The 18,761-nt window shown below is 61.4% G+C and carries 17 protein-coding genes, 1 pseudogene and 1 other annotated feature; of the genes and pseudogenes, 9 read left to right on the top strand and 9 right to left on the bottom strand.

Features of this window, described 5'->3' with window-relative positions; translation table 11 throughout:
* Positions 1-145 precede the first annotated feature (145 nt).
* Positions 146-1,156, bottom strand: a complete 1,011-nt coding sequence (locus ACQE2J_RS14165) for a DUF559 domain-containing protein (protein ID WP_135542101.1) — start codon at positions 1,154-1,156, stop codon at positions 146-148.
* Positions 1,157-1,577: 421 nt separating this feature from the next.
* Between ACQE2J_RS14165 and ACQE2J_RS14160 the strand changes: the two genes are divergently transcribed.
* The 5 genes from ACQE2J_RS14160 (at position 1,578) to ACQE2J_RS14140 (ending at position 6,361) form a co-directional block, all read left to right on the top strand.
* Entirely contained in the window at positions 1,578-2,066 is a 489-nt protein-coding gene (locus ACQE2J_RS14160; protein WP_135542100.1) for an FtsB family cell division protein, read from the top strand.
* The gene (locus tag ACQE2J_RS14155) at positions 2,066-2,692 is read left to right on the top strand and encodes a DUF501 domain-containing protein (RefSeq protein WP_135542098.1); all 627 of its coding nucleotides are present in this window, start codon (positions 2,066-2,068) and stop codon (positions 2,690-2,692) included. Before ACQE2J_RS14160 ends, ACQE2J_RS14155 begins: the two co-directional genes overlap by 1 nt.
* 9 nt (positions 2,693-2,701) lie before the next feature.
* Complete coding sequence (locus ACQE2J_RS14150) at positions 2,702-3,646, top strand: Ppx/GppA phosphatase family protein (RefSeq protein WP_135542095.1); 945 nt, start codon at positions 2,702-2,704, stop codon at positions 3,644-3,646.
* The gene (locus ACQE2J_RS14145; protein ID WP_426936508.1) at positions 3,643-4,887 is read left to right on the top strand and encodes a S8 family peptidase; all 1,245 of its coding nucleotides are present in this window, start codon (positions 3,643-3,645) and stop codon (positions 4,885-4,887) included. Before ACQE2J_RS14150 ends, ACQE2J_RS14145 begins: the two co-directional genes overlap by 4 nt.
* A gap of 91 nt (positions 4,888-4,978) precedes the next feature.
* Positions 4,979-6,361 carry an NAD(P)/FAD-dependent oxidoreductase gene (locus tag ACQE2J_RS14140; protein WP_135542093.1) on the top strand — a complete coding sequence of 461 codons (1,383 nt, stop codon included), beginning with the start codon at positions 4,979-4,981 and terminating at the stop codon, positions 6,359-6,361.
* A 118-nt stretch (positions 6,362-6,479) separates the two neighbouring features.
* Here the strand turns inward: ACQE2J_RS14140 and ACQE2J_RS14135 are convergent, their stop codons facing one another.
* Complete coding sequence (locus ACQE2J_RS14135) at positions 6,480-7,085, bottom strand: NAD(P)-dependent oxidoreductase (RefSeq protein ID WP_135542091.1); 606 nt, start codon at positions 7,083-7,085, stop codon at positions 6,480-6,482.
* 112 nt (positions 7,086-7,197) lie between these two features.
* Between ACQE2J_RS14135 and ACQE2J_RS14130 the strand changes: the two genes are divergently transcribed.
* On the top strand, positions 7,198-7,599 hold the full coding sequence (locus tag ACQE2J_RS14130; protein WP_135542089.1) for a winged helix-turn-helix transcriptional regulator: 402 nt from the start codon (positions 7,198-7,200) through the stop codon (positions 7,597-7,599).
* 122 nt (positions 7,600-7,721) lie between these two features.
* Here the strand turns inward: ACQE2J_RS14130 and ACQE2J_RS14125 are convergent, their stop codons facing one another.
* The 4 genes from ACQE2J_RS14125 to istA (ACQE2J_RS14110) all read right to left on the bottom strand — a co-directional run bounded on the left by ACQE2J_RS14125 (position 7,722) and on the right by istA (ACQE2J_RS14110) (position 12,179).
* Entirely contained in the window at positions 7,722-8,165 is a 444-nt protein-coding gene (locus ACQE2J_RS14125) for a hypothetical protein (RefSeq protein WP_135542087.1), read from the bottom strand.
* 385 nt (positions 8,166-8,550) lie between these two features.
* Positions 8,551-9,474, bottom strand: a complete 924-nt coding sequence (locus tag ACQE2J_RS14120; RefSeq protein WP_135542085.1) for a LysR family transcriptional regulator — start codon at positions 9,472-9,474, stop codon at positions 8,551-8,553.
* A gap of 399 nt (positions 9,475-9,873) precedes the next feature.
* On the bottom strand, positions 9,874-10,650 hold the full coding sequence (gene istB / locus ACQE2J_RS14115) for an IS21-like element helper ATPase IstB (RefSeq protein WP_426936507.1): 777 nt from the start codon (positions 10,648-10,650) through the stop codon (positions 9,874-9,876).
* Positions 10,650-12,179 (bottom strand): IS21 family transposase, encoded by a 1,530-nt coding sequence (gene istA / locus ACQE2J_RS14110; protein ID WP_426936506.1) that lies wholly within the window; start codon positions 12,177-12,179, stop codon positions 10,650-10,652. Before istA (ACQE2J_RS14110) ends, istB (ACQE2J_RS14115) begins: the two co-directional genes overlap by 1 nt.
* A 190-nt stretch (positions 12,180-12,369) precedes the next feature.
* Here istA (ACQE2J_RS14110) and ACQE2J_RS14105 point away from each other — a divergent pair, with 190 nt between their 5' ends.
* A complete protein-coding gene (locus ACQE2J_RS14105) occupies positions 12,370-13,260 on the top strand; it encodes an MBL fold metallo-hydrolase (RefSeq protein ID WP_425120639.1) in 891 nt (296 codons plus the stop codon).
* 316 nt (positions 13,261-13,576) lie between these two features.
* On the opposite strand, the gene ACQE2J_RS14100 is transcribed toward ACQE2J_RS14105, so the two are convergent.
* Positions 13,577-13,795 carry a hypothetical protein gene (locus tag ACQE2J_RS14100; RefSeq protein WP_135542787.1) on the bottom strand — a complete coding sequence of 73 codons (219 nt, stop codon included), beginning with the start codon at positions 13,793-13,795 and terminating at the stop codon, positions 13,577-13,579.
* 64 nt (positions 13,796-13,859) lie between these two features.
* Between ACQE2J_RS14100 and ACQE2J_RS14095 the strand changes: the two genes are divergently transcribed.
* Positions 13,860-15,124, top strand: a protein-coding gene (locus ACQE2J_RS14095; RefSeq protein WP_135542703.1) for an IS3 family transposase whose coding sequence is annotated in 2 segments (ribosomal slippage) — positions 13,860-14,151 and positions 14,151-15,124 — 1,266 coding nt in all. Because the reading frame shifts where the segments join, the coding sequence is not laid out codon by codon here.
* Positions 14,144-14,275 (top strand) — a sequence feature (AL1L pseudoknot). (Overlaps the previous gene by 132 nt.)
* Positions 15,125-15,162: 38 nt before the next feature.
* Here ACQE2J_RS14095 and istB (ACQE2J_RS14090) read toward each other — a convergent pair.
* Complete coding sequence (istB, locus tag ACQE2J_RS14090; RefSeq protein ID WP_135542789.1) at positions 15,163-15,891, bottom strand: IS21-like element helper ATPase IstB; 729 nt, start codon at positions 15,889-15,891, stop codon at positions 15,163-15,165.
* Positions 15,888-17,348, bottom strand: coding sequence for an IS21 family transposase (gene istA, locus ACQE2J_RS14085; RefSeq protein WP_426936505.1), 1,461 nt, complete (start codon positions 17,346-17,348; stop codon positions 15,888-15,890). Before istA (ACQE2J_RS14085) ends, istB (ACQE2J_RS14090) begins: the two co-directional genes overlap by 4 nt.
* Before the next feature lie 226 nt (positions 17,349-17,574).
* Between istA (ACQE2J_RS14085) and ACQE2J_RS14080 the strand changes: the two are divergent.
* Positions 17,575-18,576, top strand: a pseudogene (locus ACQE2J_RS14080) (IS1380 family transposase); the annotation flags it as partial.
* Between the last annotated feature and the right edge of the window lie 185 nt (positions 18,577-18,761).

Genomic DNA, 18,761 nt, shown 5'->3' with positions numbered 1-18,761 from the left:
GTTGAGGACGGGCGAGACCATCTCGGTGCGTTGGTTCGGGGCATCCCTCACCGTTGCCGTCGCGTGGCACCGCCGGCCGCACTCCCTCCAGCTGGCGACACGTTGCACCGGTGCACCGGGAGGAGCTAGCGCGAACGGTGGGTGATCATGCCGTCTGTGGCTGTGAGCGGCGGATCGCCCGAAGGATCTCCTCGAATTTCGTCTCCCGAAACAGCTCCTTCCAGCTGATCCTGATCACCCGCCAGCCTCGATCGCGAAGCCACTGCTCGCGGCGGCGCTCCTCTTCGAGTTCCGTTCGCGGGACTCCCGAGCCCAGATAGAGCTTGCCGATGCCGTCGATCTCGACGATGAGACGCGCCTGGCTGTGGCGGAAGTCGACACGGATGTCACGGCGCAGATTCTCGGTGCGGAAGGTGATCTGCGGTTCCAGTCCCGTGATGCCGTGCTGGAAGAAGCGGACCGCGGCAATCGCCTCGGCGGGGGATTCGCGGCGGGAATCAGCGAGCTCGATCGCCAGCTTCACCTTGCTGATATTGCGCTTCTCCAGGCACTGGGCGAGGACAGTGCGGATCTGGTCTTTCGTGGTCAGTCCACGGTGCAGCGCATCGTCGAGCATGGCCACGGAGATGTCGAGGTTGTAGCTGCGGGCGACATCGATGAGGGTGCGCTCGAGCGTGGTGACCTCAGCGCCGCAGCCGGTGACGGCACGGTGGTTGGGCGGAATGAGATTCCCGCGAACGTGGATGCTCTTGAACCGCCGGTTGGTGCCGGGGCGGACGACTTCGACCTGGTGGGTGACTGGGTAGGCGACCGGGAGGTTGTGGATGAGGGCTGCGGAGATGTGAGAGAAGACCTCGGGCGGCGGATTCGGCTTCGAGGCATCGGTGCGAAGATCGGACTGCTGGTTGTGCCGCGCCATCACCGAGGCGTTGAGGTCCTCGACCTGATCGCGGATATCGCCGTGTTCGACGAAGGTCTTGTGGACCTTCTCATGGATGCTGGCCCACAGCGGCTGATGGGCCTTTTGATCGCAGACATGTTTGACGAGATAGACGCCTCTCGACAGCCGCCGCAGACAGCAGGTGCGGGCACGTCTGATATCACTGTGGCTGAAACCGAGTCTGTTGAGTTCTTCTGTGCCGATGAGTTTGTACATGCACTCAAATTGCATGAAACGGCAGCAAAGTGCAATGGAGGGCTGTTGATATGTGGATAACACTGTTGATACAGGCGCGTGAATTCAAGGGTGTGGGTGTGGAGTGGGTGGTGCTTTCGCGTGGTCGCGCGGTGGTGGTCACGCGGTATCAGTCACCGGTAGTCACAGAACATCCTGCCGGACCGGTGCGTGGCATCGGTTCCGGTGTTGGATGCCTCACTGACTGTAGGAGGCGCCGCGAGCGGGAGAACGTGACGCTTCCGGTGCTGGACGGGACAACGCGCGCCGGGCCGGGTCAGCGGGCAGGGTGCGGAATCGAACACGCCACGGGGCCCAAATCCTCGCGCGAAGTGAGCGGACACGGCACACTTGGAGATGTTGCGACACCCTTCCCCGATCCCCAGTCGCAGAGGAAAGAAGCATGGTCCCGAGCAAGCCCAGACGCAGTGCCCCGAAGTCGGCTCCAGGTAAGGCCGCCCCTCGTCGACGGTCGAAACCCGTCGTCGAAGCCGACGCCAGCGCCGAAGCGCGCAGCCGCCGCATGTCCTGGCGCACGGGAATGTTCCTCCTCGTCATCGCCATCGTCCTCTTCGCATTCCTGTCTCCGCTGAATTCCGCACTCAAGCAGGCCCAGCAGATCGCCGCTCTGAACAACGAGATCGAAACAACGAAATCCGAGGTCAAGAGCCTCGACGAGAAGAACAAGAACCTCAAGGATCCCGACTACATCAAGCGCAAAGCGCGCGAAGACCAGTACTACGTGGAGAAGGGCAAGAACGCGGTCATCGTGACCAACCAGGATGCCGTCGAGGAGGATTCCGAGGCAGATCGACCGGTTGCCAAGCAGGCCTGGTACCTTGAGTTGCTGGAGTCCATTCAGGAGACCGGCAATACCGTGGAGAAGAGCTGATGATCACAGAGTGCACCGAGGCGGATTTCGCAACCCTTCACGACCAGCTCGGGCGCATTCCCCGCGGAGTCGTCGGCATCGCAGCTCGCAGCACCGCCGGTGAACCTCTCGTCGTCGCCACGGCCCCCAGGCTCGAGGACGGCACCCCGTTCCCGACGACCTTCTACCTCACCCATCCCGCCTATGTCGCCGAGTGCTCGCGCCTGGAGGCCTCCGGGATCATGGCCGAATGGACGACCGAGGTCGGCGAGGACGAAGAGCTCGCCGCTGCCTACGCCGCCGCCCACCGGGCCTACCTGGCCGTCCGCTCCGAGATCGGGGCTGCAGCCGGACTGGCCGAAGTCGAGGAGATCAAGAACTATTCGGCCGGGGGAATGCCCACCCGCGTCAAGTGCCTCCACGCCCTCGTCGGCCATTCGCTCTCCGCCGGGCCCGGAGTCAACCCGATCGGTGACCGTGCACTGTCCTTCATGAACGATGTGCCCCCGATCGCCGCACCGGATCCCGAGCCCGCCGCCACAGGTGCCGGATCGTCCGACCCCTCGGACGCTGCCGAACCGTCCGCGCAGGCGACTGCTCCGACTGACACCGCCGAGGCGATTGCCGCCACCGAACCGACTGACTAGGATCCGACCATGCGAGTTGCTGCCTTCGACTGCGGGACGAATTCTCTGCGCCTGCTCATCGCGGATGTCGCCGACGGCACCCTCACCGATCTTCGCCGCGAGACCCGGATCGTGCGGCTGGGCCAAGGTGTCGATGCCACCGGCGAATTCGCTCCCGAAGCTCTGGAGCGCGCCTTCGCTGCGGCGAAGGAATTCGCCGAGGTGGCCGTGGAGTACCAGGTGGAGAGGCTGAGATTCGTGGCGACCTCGGCCAGCCGCGATGTGAAGAATCGCGATGAGTTCTTCGCCGGCATCTTCTCGATCCTCGGCATCGTCCCCGACGTCATCACCGGCGAAGAGGAGGCACGACTGTCCTTCCTCGGCGCCACCGCGGATCTCGAGGCCGCAGAGGGGCCCTTCGTCGTCATGGACCTCGGCGGCGGATCGACCGAACTCGTCCTCGGCCAGGGCGACGTCGAGGCGGCGGTGAGTATGGACATCGGATCCGTGCGTCTGACCGAACGCCACATGCCCGTGGAGACTCCCGGCGAGGATCAGACCCGTGCGGCGATCGCTGATATCGACGCCCAGCTCGATCGGGCCGCGCAGACGGTCGACTTCTCGGCCCCGCGCACCTTCATCGGCGTTGCCGGCACCGTCACGACCATAACCGCCGGCGTGCTCGGACTCGACAGCTACCAGCGAGACCGCATCCACGGCGCCCATATCAGCGTCGCCGACATCGAGGCCGAATCCCGCAGACTCCTCGCCATGGACCGCGAAGCCCGTACCGAACTGCCGTACATGCATCCGGGACGCGTCGATGTCATCGGTGCCGGCTCCCTGCTGTTCGCCCGCATCACCGCCCGCTTCGACCAGGCGGTCACCGCTGCAGGCGGGACACTGGACATCCGTATCTCGGAGACTGACATCCTCGACGGAACCGCGCTCGACCTGGCGCTGACGAGCTCGTGAGGGCCACCGCCAGACTCTTCGCCGCCACCGTCCTCGTCCTCGGCCTCATCGTCGGCACCACCCAGCCGGTCATGGCCGCGCCGAAGGCGGGGCCCGGTCAATGGTTCATCAAGGACTACGGCATCGACAAGGTCTGGAAGAAGTCCACCGGCAAAGGTGTCAAGGTCGCTGTCATCGACTCGGGCGTGAACACCGACCATGAGGATCTCGGAGGGGTCGTGACCTCAGCGAAGGACTTCAGCGGACTGGGAAAAGACGGAAAGACCCCTATCGGCGGCAAGACCACCATTCACCACGGCACTGCCGTCGCCGGAGTCATCGCCGGCCAGGGAACCGGAGCCGGACCGACCGGAGTCGCCCCCGATGCGAAGATCCTCTCCGCCTCGATGTGGCTGGGCCCTGACCGCCCGAAGGAATCAGGATCGACTCGTGAACAGGCCGAAAAAGCCCTCCGCTGGTCCGTCGACTCCGGAGCCAAAGTCATCAACATGTCCTTGGGATGGGACGATCCGGGCTGGCCGGAGAGTTGGGATGACGCCTTCGCCTACGCCTATAAGAAAGACGTTCTCATCGTGGCCTGCGTCGGCAACGCCTCACAGGGCGCAACTCAGGCCTGGTCGCCATCGACAGTCCCGGGAGTCATCGGTGTCGGGGGATTGGACAAGAACGGACGCGTGCTCGACGACTCCACTGCACCGGGCACGGCCGTCGACCTCATGGGGCCGGCCAAGGACATCCCGATCCCGTACTACAGCGGCGGGTACGCCGAAGGGCAGGGGTGCTCGTTCGCCTCACCGATCGTCTCCGGAGCGGCTGCGCTCATCCGCTCCGACAACCCGAAGCTCACCGCCGATGAAGTTCGCGCAAAGCTGCAGTCGAGCGCGAAGCCGGTCGCCGGTCACAAGGCAGTGAGCACGGAGGACAAACCCGATCCGACCGTCGGTTGGGGCAGGCTCGACCCGCAGGCGGCGGTCAAGGCGAAAGTCCCGGGCAAGGTCGTCTCCGCAGAGACAGAACTGGCGGACTGGGTGAAGATGCATCGTCGTGGCGAGGCGAAGGCGAAGGAGACCGAGACTGCTGCTCCGGACGAGAGCGAGAGCCCGCGGGCTGTTGCTCCCACAGACATCGCGGCCTCGCAGTCGACACCGATCTTCGGCTTCGCCGTCCTCGGCGTCGGCGCCCTGGTCACGCTCGTCCTCCTCGTCGCCTCAACCGTTTCCTTCGCTCGTCGCCGCAGGTGAATCGGGCCGGTGGAACGGCTCTGATCTGGGGCGTTCTGAGCCTACGGAGAAACAATTAGTGAAAGTTTTCACAAGGGTCTAGCATGGGAATATGGCACTCATCAGAAACTCGAAACTGCGTCCACGAATCCTCGTCGTCGGTGGCGGCTACCTCGGCCTGACCACCGCCCAGAACCTGCTGAAGAACCTCGGTCGGGGCGAAGCCACCGTCACCGTGGTCGACCCCAACCCGTACATGACCTATCTGCCGTTCCTCCCCGAGGTGGCAGCCGGTTCGATTGAGCCCCGTCACGCCGTTGTGCCGCTGCGCCGCAACCTGCCGGGTGCAGAGGTCATCACCGCGAAGGTCACCTCGATCAACCACGCCGAGAAGTTCGCCACCATCGAGCCCGACAACGATGAGGCATTCGAACTCGACTACGATCACATCATCCTCGCCGCCGGTTCGGTCGCTCGCGCGCTGCCGATTCCCGGTCTGAAGGAGAACGCGATTGCGCTCAAGCGCATCGAAGAAGCCGTCGCCCTGCGCGACCACTTCCTCTCCCGCCTTGCAGACGCTTCGCTGATGGAAGACGACGAGGAGCGCCGCAAGGCTCTGACCTTCGTCTTCGTCGGCGGCGGATTCGCCGGCATCGAGGCGCTCACGGAGCTCGAAGACCTCGTCCGTTCGGCCATCGCCCAGTATGAGACGCTGACCGAAGCCGATGTCCGCTTCGTCCTCGTCGAGGCCGTCGACCGCGTCATGCCCGAGGTCGGCGAAGCACAGGCCCGGTGGGTTGTCGAGCACATGCGTGAGCGTGGAATCGACGTCTACCTCGAGACCTTCCTCCAGGACTGCACCGATAAGCACATCAAGCTCTCCAACGGCGAGGAATTCGACGCCGACACCATCGTGTGGTCCGCCGGCGTCAAGGCCAATCCGCTGCTCGTCGATTCCGACCTGCCGATCAACGAACGCGGCAATGTCACCGTCCGCGCCGATCTGCGTGTCGAGGGCGACGACGGAGTGGTCGAGGGCGCTTGGGCAGCAGGCGACAACGCCGCTGTGCCCGACCTCTCCGGAGGCGGAGTGGCAGGCTTCTGTGTGCCCAACGCCCAGCACGCTTCGCGTCAGGCTCCGGTGCTCGCCGCCAACGTGCTCGCCGCTCTGCGGGGAGAAACGGAGTTCAAGCAGTACTTCCACAAGACGATCGGCTCGGTGGCTGGTCTGGGTCTGTACAAGGGCGTGTCGCAGATGGGCGACTTCGAGGCCCGCGGACTTCTCGCTTGGCTGATGCACCGTGCTTACCACGGCTACGCCATTCCGACCCTGGACCGCAAGGTCAAGGTCTTCGGCAACTGGTTCCTCAACGCCGTGCTCGGCCGCGATGCCATGCCGTTGGCCGACCTTGATGTTCCGCGCAAGAACTTCGTCGAGGCCGCTAACTCGAAGCCGGCTCCGAAGAAGGAACCCAAGGAACCTGCCAAGGCCTGATCCACTGCAACCGGTGCCATCCGGTGACAGGCCCTGATGAGACGACCGACGCCGGGGATGCATGAGTGCATCCCCGGCGTCAGTCATATCTGCAGACTCTGCTGCGAGTTCGTCCTGCTCAGTTCGCGACGGTGAAGCGGGCGTCGATGTGCTTGGGATCGGCGATCTCATCGACCATTGCGACAGCGAAGTCCTCGGCCGAGATCGAGTCGCCCGCAGGCACCTCGAGCTCGACGTTGTAGGAACCGGTGCGCTCACCCGGAGCGATTTCCGGGGCGGGGGAGATGAGCGTCCACGGGGACGGATTCGCGGCACGCAGAAGCTCGAGGGCCTTCGTGCCGGTTTCGGCCTCAGCCTTGTACGCGGGAGGGAAGCCCTCCGTGTCTTTGAGCATCGTGTCCCCGGCGAACAGCGAACCGGCACCGCCGACGACGAAGAGTCGAGCGTCGCCGGTGGCCTTGGCCAGAGTCGACAGCGCGTTAAGCCATTCTTGGTGGTCACCGCCGGTGCGGCTGGGGCCCGTGGTGGAGACGATGACATCGTGGTCGGCGGCCATCCGTGCTCCGAGCTCCGCATTGGCCATATCACCGGTGATTGAGCGGGCCGCTCCGGCCACCTCGGCGCCGGACCGAGTGATGGCGGTGACCTCGATCCCGCGGGAGGCCGCCTCCGCGACGACGCGAGAGCCGATCATTCCCGATGCTCCAAAGAGTGCGATCTTCATAAGAGTCCCTTCGTTCTTCGTGCGGCGCGACTGCGGTGCACGGTGGATGTCGTAATCTGACTTTCCTAAGGTATCTTTTGGATAGCGAGTACCTCAAGGATACTATGGAGCTATGAGTGTGAAAGTTCGCTGGGAAGGCGATGCCTTCGACCCCGAATGCCCGACTCGAGTGGTTCTTGACCGCGTCGGAGACAAGTGGACGGTGCTTATCGTCGACATTCTCGATTCCGGTCCGAAGCGCTTCAACGAGATCCGTCTGGCCATCGGCGGGATCACCCCGAAGGTGCTGACCTCGACCCTGCGGTCGCTTGTCGCCGATGGTCTCGTGGTCCGGGAGGTCTTCGCCGAGGTTCCGCCGCGGGTGGAATACTCGCTCACCGGCCTCGGACGATCGCTGCAGGATCCTGTGGCAGCGCTCCGGGAGTGGGCAGAGGCCAACGTCGCGGAGATCGTCGAGAACCGGGACCGCCATGACGAGCCACAGGTGTCCGAAGGCATGCGAGCGTTCCGGTGACCGGAGCCAGACGGTCAACCGGCCGCGGGCCCGGGCGCTTCGGCAGAATCGATGGGTCGCATCTCGACCAGTCGTGTGGTGGATACCGTCACAGTCGTACCGCGGAGGAACAGCAATAGGGATCAGGCGCGGGAGAATTCCCCGAGCACGGTGACGAAATCACGCAGCTCTCCGGCGACACGATAGACCCGCGGCTGGCCTGAGTAGACCCAGTTGTTCGTGATGATCGAGGCGCTGCCGCCGTTCGTCGCCTGTTTGAACTCGGCGACGTCGAGCGTCGCAAGATGATCCTCGACGAGGCGGCTGCGTAGGTCCGGCCCCATCTGCACCCAATGATCGGCGGCTTCGAAGCCGATCTCCGTCCAGTCTCCACCGGTCTCACGGAAGGCGAACGGGCGACCCTGCGACGGGAAGTCGGCAGTGGTGGAGCCGTCTGCCGAAGCGGGGGAGGCCGACTCGGTGGCGGTGATGATGACGGCGGGTCCGTGCTGCGTACGGGCGAGATCATCGTCGACGGAGGCGATCGGCTGGGGTGCCTGACCGGGGCTGAGAAGAAGGAACGACATAAGACGATCATGCCGCAAACGGCGGAAATCGGCGATCTCGGTCGGCACTCGACACCGACAAAGAATCGTCCCCCAGTGGGACTCGAACCCACACTGAATCGATGTGGAGTCATAGTTTTCGCGAGTTTCCGTGGGGTGGCTTCTGCCCCGAGAAATCGAGGAACGCGATGCTTCTGAGGTTCGCTTAGTTGCCATGAGTTTCCGTGGGGTTCCGCTGAAAAAGATGGGTAAACGTGGGGTGAGTGGAGTTATTTAACCGAAATGAAGCATCGCGGTAGAAGGATGCTGTCAGCGCGGCCGGCGAAAACGAACGAGATGGCCACTGGCTTTGAGGAATGGTCGCCTGTGCTCGGCCACAATGAGCGCCAGGAAGCTTGCCTGATGCTCAGTGTCCATCAACGCCAGCTTGTGCGGCCTCAGAAAAGTGGTCGCTCAAGAACCGAATCGCTTCGTCAACCTTCCGTGATGTGTGGGCTCCTCTCGGCAAGACAGCACTAATCGCGTTCCTCGGCACCGTATCTGCGGCCGGAATCTCAATGACACCAGGTCCCGGTGCGCTGGTCTCGCCGGGGAGTGCGTAGCGGAGAGAATATCCCAGTCCGTTCGCGACCAGAGCCATCACCGTTGCCAGGTTGGTGCTAGTCCATCTGATGCGGGGTTCCACTCCAGCATTTCGCATGAACTCGATCGATCTGTCACGGCTGGGAGGCAGATCGATCAGGATTGCGGACTCGTGGGCCACCTCGCTGAATGAGATCGATTTCCTACTGCATAGAGGGTGCTCAGCCGGAAGCATGATCTTCAAGATTGCTTCTGTGATGTCGTGAGAATGGACCGCTTCGAGAGTCTGCCGGGAGAATACGAATGCCATATCGAGAGCGCCGTCGATGAGCGCCTGCTGGAGGTCTCCGGCGGAGCCTTCTCGGTAGTTGAAGGTCACTTGAGGGTAGTGCCTTTCGAAGTGTGCGGCTAATGGCGGCACGACTTGAGGGGAAAGGGAAGACACGCACCCGATTTCGAGCACCCCTGAGATCTCCGAAGTTCCGGTTGCTGCCACCTGTTCTATCTCGGCTGTCATCGCAACGACGTGGCGTGCACGCGCTGACAGTTCTCTTCCGGCGCGGGTCGGTACGACCCCTTTGGACTGTTGTCGGATGAGCAGATCCGTGCCAAGGCGGCTTTCCAGTTGTGCAATCGCCATCGACACCGTTGCCTGAGTGACGTTGACCTTCTTCGACGCTGCGGTCACCGAACCGGCGTCGACGACAGCGACGAAATATTCGAGTTGACGAAGCGTGAGCTCACCCATCAATTCCGCCTATGTAGTACTTCACAAGTATTGATTCTACAAAATTAATGGCGTAGACCACACTGGGAACCAGATGTCCTATCGAACCGCTTGAGGAGCAACGCCGACCCATGACCAAGGCAAACAGTCCGCACATCATCACGTTGGGAACCGCGGGCGGACCACGCTGGTGGCGTTATCAAGGACAGAGCGTACGCGCGGGAATCTCGACTGCTCTCGTCATCGGCGAAGCTGTGTACTTGATTGATTGTGGTTATGGAGTGTCAACGGTCAGTAGGAACTGCCCATAGACGGCCACGAGAATTGCCCACTGGTGGCCAATAAAACTGCCCGCTGGTGGCCACGATTTCTGCCCATCGACTCGTTGTGTCCAGTCGTGACCACCCGGGGCCGTCGATATCAGCTCAAAGCAACCACCCCTGCCCCAGAAACGGCCTGGCTGAGTCGAATCGATTCCCCACTGGTCTGGACCAAATGAGCATGATGAAGGAGCCGATCAACCGTCGCCGTAGCCACGGTCTTGGGCATCAGCTGGTCGAAAGCAGAAGGATGGAGATTCGACGAAATCGCGACGGATCTCTTCTCATAAGCAGCATCGACAAGCCGATACAGACCTTCGGCAGCATCATCACTGACCGGCAGCAGCCCGATGTCGTCAACGATCACGAGATCGGCTCGCAACAGCCGCTGAACAGTCTTCGTCACCTGGTCATCAGGACGATGAGCACGAATGAGTCCGCCCAGATCTTCCAGCTTCAGCCAGGACACGCGTCCACCGCCGTCGATGACTTTCTGTCCCAGCGCTTCCAGGAAGAACGATTTGCCGGTTCCCGCGGGCCCACAGATGGCCAGGTTCTCCTTCCGCCCCACCCACTCCAGCGTCGACAGCGCCTGCTGTGTGGGTACAGGAATCGATGACACTTCCTCATCCCAGGACTCGAACGTCTTGCCCGTGGGAAACCCGGCCTGCTTCCGCCGGGTCGCTAACATCGCCGCCGATCGGCCACGAGATTCCTCGACTAACAGTGCCCGCACGACCTCGACCGGCTCCCACCGTTGCGCTTTCGCCGTGGCCAACAACTCGGGGGCAAGACTGCGCGCATACGGCATCTTCAACCGTCGCATCAGCGCCTCGACCTCGGTATCAAGGACTGGCGCCTGGGCAGAGACAACCATCACAGCTCACCCCCGTCCGCAGTCGTCGACGGTGAGCTCATCGCCCGCCATCCCGCCGTCCCCTGCGCCAGGGACGCATCCTCACCCGCACTGCGACTGCCTTGATCAGCAACCCGGTGGGCCAGCAGCGACGCCAGATCACCAGTGCCGAAGCGACCATAGGCAGCCGCCGTACCCAGGACCTCATCGACACGTTCTCGACCATGCAACCGCGACAGTGCCACGGCCTGGCCCATCTTCTGTCGCATCCTCGACGTCCCTGCCGCGGCCGCCTCACGTAACCACTCGTGAGCACCATGCCCAATCATCAGGAACGCTTCCTCATCAGGACTGTTCGCTGTGACCGCATACACTCCGGGCACCTTCTGTGTGGCATCAGTCGGGAAATGCTCGTCATCGATCTTCGGCGATCCGGGCCGGGCCCTGCCGTGTCGGGCGACTTCCCGAACCCCATCACGACCGGCAGCTACGATGATGATCTGTTCTGCCTCGGCGACACCGTGGACGCGGACGAAGACCTCGGACCCCAGGAGTGCATGCGGTACCGAATACTGCCCGGACTCGAAAGCGACCATCGGCGTATTGACCGGAACCTTCCTCGACAGACCGAACGCGATCGTATGCGCCCGATCCGGGACCGGATGCATCCTCTCCTGCTCCTGACCGATCAAGTCGATCGGACATCGTTTCGTCACCCGATGCTCTTTCTCGTTGATCTCGGACATAAAGGCTTGGCACGCGGCCTCGAGGTCAGCAAACGAAGCGTACTCATTGCGCAGGTTCGTGGCTGTGGGCACCAGATCAGCCTTCGCGATCTGGACGGACCGCTCCACCCCGCCCTTCGACGCCGGATCGGCCGGCTGACACGTCAGGACCGTCGTTCCGTAGTACTTCGCGAATGAGACTGTGTCGCGATTGCGCACCGGAACCCCGGCGATATGCATCGTCGTGACGGTCTTCTCGTTATCAGTCAACACATAGGTCGGGATGCCGCCGATGAGTCGAAACGTGCGGTCTAAGACCATAAACACCGACGCCAGCGTCTTATCCCGAAGCGGAATGACGATGCGAAACCGCGAGAACGCCAACCACGCGATGAACAACACCGTCTTCACGCCACCGACGACGGGCCCGTCACCGTAGTCGTATTGAAGCCACAGTCCCGGCTCTGCCACCCAGGGACGATGCACACGACGACCCGCTCTTTCATGGACCGCTTTGGCGTGGGCGACGGCACGGCGAGTTGATCTCTCCGAACCTTCATAGCCGAGTCCAAGAAGGCGTTCGTGGACCTTATCGGCACGGATCCTGCCCCCTGAACGAGCTACCAGCTCCGTGATTTTGTCCAAGAACTCGTCCGTGACCCGATCACGGCGGACGGGCACGCCCACCGGGCGGCCTTGAGCGCGGGCGGTGACGTGGGCCTTGACTGTGTGGTGTGAACACCCTGCCAACTCGGCTGCGGCTCGGTAGGACCCTGTGGAGTCATACGCTTCTAGAATTTCCATGATTTCTCCGTCAGACTTCATACGCGGCCCCGAACCCTCTCGTGGTGGATGTTGATCGATTAGACACCGTCATCATCTCCCGGAAGTGGTTCGGGGTCGTGTCTCAATGAGAGGTTCTACATGCTCGGATGGGCAGAAATCGTGGCCGCCACTGGGCAGTTCTTGTGGCCAGGAACGGGCATTTCTACTGTCCGCCTATGGGCAGTTTTCCATGGCCGCCAACAATGGAGCCGGCCGCCAACTCGTCCAAGCTGGATACAGCCTCGACAATGTCGTTGGGATGTTCCTGACGCATCTGCATTCGGACCATATTGCAGACCTGGCGTCGATTGCCATGTTCAGCACATTTGAAATCACCAATAGCGACCGTGATCCGATCGTCGTCATCGGGCCGGGAGACCGTGGCGTCTTGCCGACGGTCTCGCCGCATGCGAAAGTCGCGCCACGTCCGATTTCCGAGCAGTCGCCGACTCCCGGGACGGCCGAGACGCTGACCCGGCTTGTCGAAGCGAATGCCACAGACCTCAATGAGCGCATCCTCGATAGTCTTCGACCTTCTCCCCTGGACATGTTCCAGGCAGAGGACATCGTCTTGCCTGAAGGTCTCGGTTTCGAGCCGAACACGAACACTGCGCCCAAGATGTCCCCATTTGTCGTCTATGAGGACAGCAGGGTTCGTGTGTCGGCGATTCTGGTCGAGCACCCGCCCATGGCACCGGCATTCGGCTATCGATTCGACACAGATGATGGATCAGCGGTGATCTCAGGTGATACCGCCTTTACGACGAATATGATCACGCTTGCTCAGGGTGCTGACCTGCTCTTGCATGAGGCTATTGACTTGGAATGGTTGACTGGGAAGTTTCCTGATCCGACGAGTCCTCGCGCTCGAGCCATTCGGAGCCATCATGAGCGTTCGCACACCTCGATCGCAGACGCGGTCGCTATTGCTGAGGCGGCCGAGGTCAATCGACTGGCATTACATCATCTCGTTCCTGGCACTTCGGGACCCTCGCTGAAAAGTCAGTTGGATTCTGCGGCACATCTGTCCCCCATGGTTCCAGATGACCTCGAAGTGCTTCCGTTTGGCCAGAACGAATGAACACGTGAAAACCAGACCCCTGCCTCAGCCCTCTTCCTTCCTGGAGTGACAACGATGTACACGCCCAAGAAACCCAATTTCATCATCGCGACTATCCCTCTGCTGTCCCTGATCTTTATGGCCTTCATGTCCACCGTGTACTGGGGTATCGGCATGCTGTGTTTTGTCAACTTTTTTCCGGCCAAAAGAGCGCCGAAAATCCAGCCAGGCGAGCATGGTTTCCAGCCGTGTGAGCTCCGCGTCCGATACGGGGAACGTGCCTACCCGTGCAGGGCTGCGGATGGGAATCTGTCCGCAGCCCTGACCTTCGTGGTTACTACCAGCCTTGATGGTCCGCAATCTGGTCTTTCAGCGTTTCGATCTCCGCCAGCAGGCGCTGGTAGTGAGTTCCGTGGTGATCGGGGCCGAACAGGAATTGGGCGGCTGATGAGATCGCGATCTGGCCGTCGAGACTGCTTCGGCGCAGGATGGTTTCAGCTGCGTAGAGGACGGTTTCGCATCGTTGGAAGAGCTCGTCGGTGCTGACAGAGTTCATGGTTGGTGTCCTTGGATCGCCCCGGGTGTGGTGGAGGGCTTGATCCAACCGAGAGGATAGGAACATGCCCGCACCAAGTAAGTACCCTGCAGAAGTCCGAGACCGCGCCGTGCGCATGGTCAACGAGAAGCTGACCGACGATCCGGTCCTGGCCGTGAGCACCGCGTGTCGGCTGGTCGGTGAACAGATCGGAATCAACAAAAACACCCTCCGCAATTGGGTGAAGCACAATCATGTTGATTCTGGAAAGACGCCGGGAATGACGACTGACGACAAGCAACGCATCACAGATCTGGAAAAGGAAATCCGAGAACTGCGCCGGGCGAATGAGATCTTGCGGAAAGCGAGTGCGTATTTTGCCCAGGCGGAGCTCGACCGCCGCTGACGGATATCGATGGTTTCATCGATGACAATCGTGACGAATTCGGAGTCGAGCCGATCTGCCGTGTCCTTTCCGGTACCGGGGTGCAGATCGCTGCGAGTTCATATTACGCCAGAAAGTCTCGACCGGTCTCGGCACGGAAACAAACTGACGCCGTGTGGGATGAACGGATTCAGAAAGTGCATGCGAAGAATCGAGGATTATTCGGAGCACGGAAAATGTGGGTCATGCTCCGCCGGCTCTATCCAGACGAGCCGATCGCCAGGTGCACAGTCGAACGACGCATGCGCGCCCTGGGTCTGGCAGGGGTGAGCAATGCCCGGTCGGCGACTACGACATGGCAGTCCAAGACCGCCTCGTACCCGAGCGACCTTGTGTGCCGGGACTTCACCGCCGATGCTCCAGATACCCGCTGGGTCGCTGACATTACGTATGTTTCGACGTGGAGTGGTTTCGCCTATGTCGCGTTCGTCATGGATTTGTTTTCCCGCATGATTGTCGGGTGGCGAGTCGATACGACGCTGCGGACCGATTTGGCGCTGGATGCCCTGGAGCACGCCTTATGGGAAAGGAGACGAAAGAACCGTAATATCAATCAGCTAATTCACCATTCAGACAAGGGAAGCCAGTATGTTTCTCTTGCTTACACAGAGCGACTACGTGAAGCCGGGATAGAAGCCTCGGTCGGCTCGACGGGTGATTCTTATGATAATGCCGCAGCTGAAGCGTTAAACAAACTATTTAAGAAAGAGGTGGTGTGGCGCGAAGGTCCGTGGACTGGTCGCGATGCTGTGGAATTCGCGACTTTGGAGTGGGTGCATTGGTATAACAACACCCGCCCGCATTCGTACTGTAAAGACCTTGCTCCAGTGCAGTTCGAGGATCACTACTATACTGAAATCAGTCGGCCAGAGGTGGCTGGCGTACCGTCAAGAGCTCTCCACTGAACTCGGGGCGATCCACCTTTCGGTGTCTGGTGGTGGGGTCATCTCATGAGTGCGTTCTTGACGCGGTAGGACTGGCCGGTGAAGTGGAGGAGTCTGCCGTGGTGGACGATGCGATCGATGATTGCTGCGGCCATGTTGTCGTCGCCGAACACGGTTCCCCACCGGGCGAACTCGAGGTTCGTGGTCAGGATGAGGCTGCGTTTCTCGTAGGCGTCGGCGATGACCTGGAAGAGGAGCCTGGCGCCTTCGGTATCGATGGGCAGATATCCGAACTCGTCGATGATGAGCAGTTTGTTCTTACCCAGCAGGGCCAGTTCCTTATCGAGTCGTCCTTGATCGGCTGCTCGGCGTAGATGTGTGACGAGGCTGGCGGTGGTGAAGAATCTGGCGGGTATTCCCCGGTGACAGGCGTGAGCGGCTAAAGCGATCGCCAGATGCGTTTTCCCGCATCCGACGTCGCCGTAGAAGACGAGGTCGGAACCAGTGGTCAGGAACTCGAGGTCGGTCAGTCGAGTGCGGCCGTAGTCGGTGGGGAACTTGATGTTTGTCCAGTCATACCCGTCGAGGGTTTTCAGGGTGGGCAGTTTCGCGGCTTTGAGTAGCCGGGTGCGGCGCTGATGGGCTCGGGAGGCGTGTTCGGCGGTGAAGAGGTCGTGGAGGAGTTGTCGTTGTTTCGGAGTTGCTTTGGCGGCGGCTTCGGCGACGACGGTATGGCTGATGCCGGTGTGTCGTCCCGCGTCGATGACGTCTGTGGTCGTGATGGTCATGCTGGTTGTTCCTGCCGAGTAGTGGTGAAACGGTCATAGAGGCTTAAATCGACGTTCGATGCTGGTGGTTCGCTGCCTTGACACAGGCGTCTGGCCAGCATCGGCAGTCCTGGGCCGGTGGGGTCATCGCCGAGTCGGATGAGCCTGTCAGCAGCCTCGACGGCGGTGTTCCAAGACGTGGCTTGGGCACTGGCATCGAGACGGCCGAAGAACTCGGAACGAGCCCGACTATCGGCAGCATCGGCCCAGTCACGGACAGGGTCGGACACCTGGGCACGGATTGGTGAGTTCGACCAGGCTCCGGGTTTGGTCATCAACGCGGCCAGAAGCGTATCGGGAGTGAACACGGTCGGCCCCGGCTGGCCCCAGGCGCGGTCGAAGCCGATGACAGGTTGAGATCGTTCGTTGAGGATGCTGATGGCATCGTGACGGATCGCGACGGTGAGCAGCCTGTTGTGGTAGTCGGGGCCGGCGAGGTAGGAATGACCATCGATGACGATGGTGCCGGTCTTATCGGCCTTACGCGATTCGTAGCGGACCGGGTCGAAGGCGATCCCGGGCAACGCGAGTCCCGCGGCGATGTCGTGGGCGAACAGGTCCTGGATCTTCTGGCCCTTCTTCCAGTGATCCTCGGAGCCGAGTCCGTCGCAGTAGGCCAGCAGGTCCGTGTTGAAACCGGCCAGGGAGACCGCGGTGGGTTCGGGGACCATGAAGTTGCGGCGGATGAATCCGACAGCGTTTTCGACGTTGCCTTTCTCATGCCCCGAATAGGGGCTGCAGTAGCGGGCGGTAGTCCGATAGTGGGCTTTGAACGCGGCGAAGAGTCTGGCTTCGGTGATAATCGTGCCACAGCGTCTGCCAGCACCGGTGGCGTTATCGAGGATGAGTTCGACGGGCACGGTATTGATGTGGTGAAAGATCGTGGCCAGGCCCTGGCCGATGCATTCGCTGGTTTCTCCGCGGAAGGTCTGAGCGAAACGCATATTCGAAAACGGGAACGTAATGACCAGCAGGTGGAGGACTTCACGGATGCCGTCGACGATCGCTTCGGCCTGACCGAAATCGACTTGCGCGTGTCCGGGTGCCCATTCGAGTTCGAAGAAGCCCTGACTGCGGGCCCGGTGCATGGTCTTGTAGTCCTTGATGAAGCGCTGCACGGGTGAGTAGGAGCCTTGATAGTCGTGTTCGGCGACGAGTCTGTCGTAGACCCGTTTGGATGTGTGGCGCTGTTTACGGGGACGGCGGGCATCGTCGGTCAGCCACTGTTCGATGATGTGGGTCAGTCCTGCCAGGACGGCAGCACCGGCCTGACGGGTCGGGGCTGGTGGTTGCGGAGAGAAGTCGTCTTGGTTGAGGTATTTCGCGACGGTTTCACGATCGATGCCCAGATCGGTGGCGATCTGGCGTCCGGATCTTCCTTCGGCGTCGAGGCGCCTGATATTTTCGATGGTAGTCATGGGTGTGGTCATGGTCTTTCTGGTTCCCTTCTGACACCCCGGTTCGATCCTGCTGCAACGGGATCGGGGTGTTCGTTTGGGAACCTAATCGATGAGAGTGGCCACGCCCATGACTTTGTGTTTTCTGGGAGTGGCGCACAGAAGCAGAGACGGGCTGTTATGGCTGGAATCCAGCCGCTGTACTGGCTGGATTCTGGAGCTGAACCGGCCTACTTAAAGTTGATCACACACACCGAACCACGACGCCGTTGCTCAGGATCCGTTGATCATCGACATCGATGCCAGTCTCGTCACCTCACACAGCGAGAAAGAAAACGCGAAACCCACCTACAAGAAAGGATTTGGATTTCATCCCTTGCTCGCCTTCATCGACCACGGCGACTGTGGCACCGGTGAGCCTGTGGCCCAGTTGCTGCGTCCTGGCAACGCGGGATCGAACACCGCTGCTGATCACATCAAGTTGGTCAAACTCATCCTCGACCAATTACCCGGCAGCAATCCTCGTCCGGGTAAGAGCGTCCTCATCCGTACCGACACCGCTGGTGGCACCCATGACTTCGTTGAGTTCCTCACGAAGCGACGTCTGTCGTACTCGGTGGGCTGGAGGCTTCCCGGCAACACTCCCGAACTGTATCGGCAACTGTCGGAACTCGGTGCTTGGGAGCCGGCCTATGACACCAACGGCGATCCCCGCGAGGGTGCTGATGTGGCCGAGTTGACAGGGGTGCTCGACCTGGCCGACTGGCCGGAAGGAATGCGAGTCATTGTCCGCCGTGAGCGTCCTCATCCGGGTGCACAGTTGCGCTTTGATGATGTCGACGGGTACCGGGTCACCGCGTTCGTCACGAACACGAAGAGCGGGCAGTTGGCGGACCTGGAAGTCCGCCACCGATCCAGGGCTCGTTGTGAGGATCGGATCCGCATCGCCAAGGACTCCGGGTTACGCAACTTCCCGCTGAAGGGATTCGATCAGAACCAGATCTGGTTAGCTGTTGTCGCTTTGGCTGGAGAGATCGAGGCGTGGAAGTCGTTGCTGGCGTTTCCGACCCACGAGATCCGCCGGTGGGAACCAAAGAAGCTGCGGATGCACGTCTACGCGGTCCCGGCGACGATCGCGAGGACAGCCAGGCGGGCCGTGGTGCATATGAAGGCGACTGCCCGTTGGGCCGGGGTCATCGTTGCTGGTCTCGACCGGTTGCGGAGTCTGCCGCGGCCAGCCCCAGGATAGAGCCGTGGTGGCAGTGTTCGTTCGAGTTGAGGAAAGGGCTGGGGTTGGATCCCCGCAGGGCCGTGGCGACACACGGTGGTCGTGTCATGCTCGAATGGCAGAATCAGTGTCGGTACGCGGCAACGGAGCCGGAATCATGGGCAACCAGCTACCCATGAAAAATCGAGGTTAACAAAGTGGATCGC

The sequence above is a fragment of the Brevibacterium sp. LE-L genome, from assembly GCF_050214925.1.
GTDB lineage: Bacteria > Actinomycetota > Actinomycetes > Actinomycetales > Brevibacteriaceae > Brevibacterium.
The sequence above is the reverse complement of the archived record's forward strand: the minus strand, read 5'-3'. Positions and strand labels throughout refer to the sequence as shown.

What these genes read in the sequence shown, in the direction of transcription:
- ACQE2J_RS14165 (WP_135542101.1), bottom strand. Translation starts at nt 1,156, where the DNA reads ATGTACAAACTCATCGGCACAGAAGAACTCAACAGACTCGGTTTCAGC.
- ACQE2J_RS14160 (WP_135542100.1), top strand. Translation starts at nt 1,578, where the DNA reads ATGGTCCCGAGCAAGCCCAGACGCAGTGCCCCGAAGTCGGCTCCAGGT.
- ACQE2J_RS14155 (WP_135542098.1), top strand. Translation starts at nt 2,066, where the DNA reads ATGATCACAGAGTGCACCGAGGCGGATTTCGCAACCCTTCACGACCAG.
- ACQE2J_RS14150 (WP_135542095.1), top strand. Translation starts at nt 2,702, where the DNA reads ATGCGAGTTGCTGCCTTCGACTGCGGGACGAATTCTCTGCGCCTGCTC.
- ACQE2J_RS14140 (WP_135542093.1), top strand. Translation starts at nt 4,979, where the DNA reads ATGGCACTCATCAGAAACTCGAAACTGCGTCCACGAATCCTCGTCGTC.
- ACQE2J_RS14135 (WP_135542091.1), bottom strand. Translation starts at nt 7,085, where the DNA reads ATGAAGATCGCACTCTTTGGAGCATCGGGAATGATCGGCTCTCGCGTC.
- ACQE2J_RS14130 (WP_135542089.1), top strand. Translation starts at nt 7,198, where the DNA reads ATGAGTGTGAAAGTTCGCTGGGAAGGCGATGCCTTCGACCCCGAATGC.
- ACQE2J_RS14125 (WP_135542087.1), bottom strand. Translation starts at nt 8,165, where the DNA reads ATGTCGTTCCTTCTTCTCAGCCCCGGTCAGGCACCCCAGCCGATCGCC.
- ACQE2J_RS14120 (WP_135542085.1), bottom strand. Translation starts at nt 9,474, where the DNA reads ATGGGTGAGCTCACGCTTCGTCAACTCGAATATTTCGTCGCTGTCGTC.
- istB (WP_426936507.1), bottom strand. Translation starts at nt 10,650, where the DNA reads ATGGTTGTCTCTGCCCAGGCGCCAGTCCTTGATACCGAGGTCGAGGCG.
- istA (WP_426936506.1), bottom strand. Translation starts at nt 12,179, where the DNA reads ATGAAGTCTGACGGAGAAATCATGGAAATTCTAGAAGCGTATGACTCC.
- ACQE2J_RS14105 (WP_425120639.1), top strand. Translation starts at nt 12,370, where the DNA reads ATGGCCGCCAACAATGGAGCCGGCCGCCAACTCGTCCAAGCTGGATAC.
- ACQE2J_RS14100 (WP_135542787.1), bottom strand. Translation starts at nt 13,795, where the DNA reads ATGAACTCTGTCAGCACCGACGAGCTCTTCCAACGATGCGAAACCGTC.
- istB (WP_135542789.1), bottom strand. Translation starts at nt 15,891, where the DNA reads ATGACCATCACGACCACAGACGTCATCGACGCGGGACGACACACCGGC.
- istA (WP_426936505.1), bottom strand. Translation starts at nt 17,348, where the DNA reads ATGACTACCATCGAAAATATCAGGCGCCTCGACGCCGAAGGAAGATCC.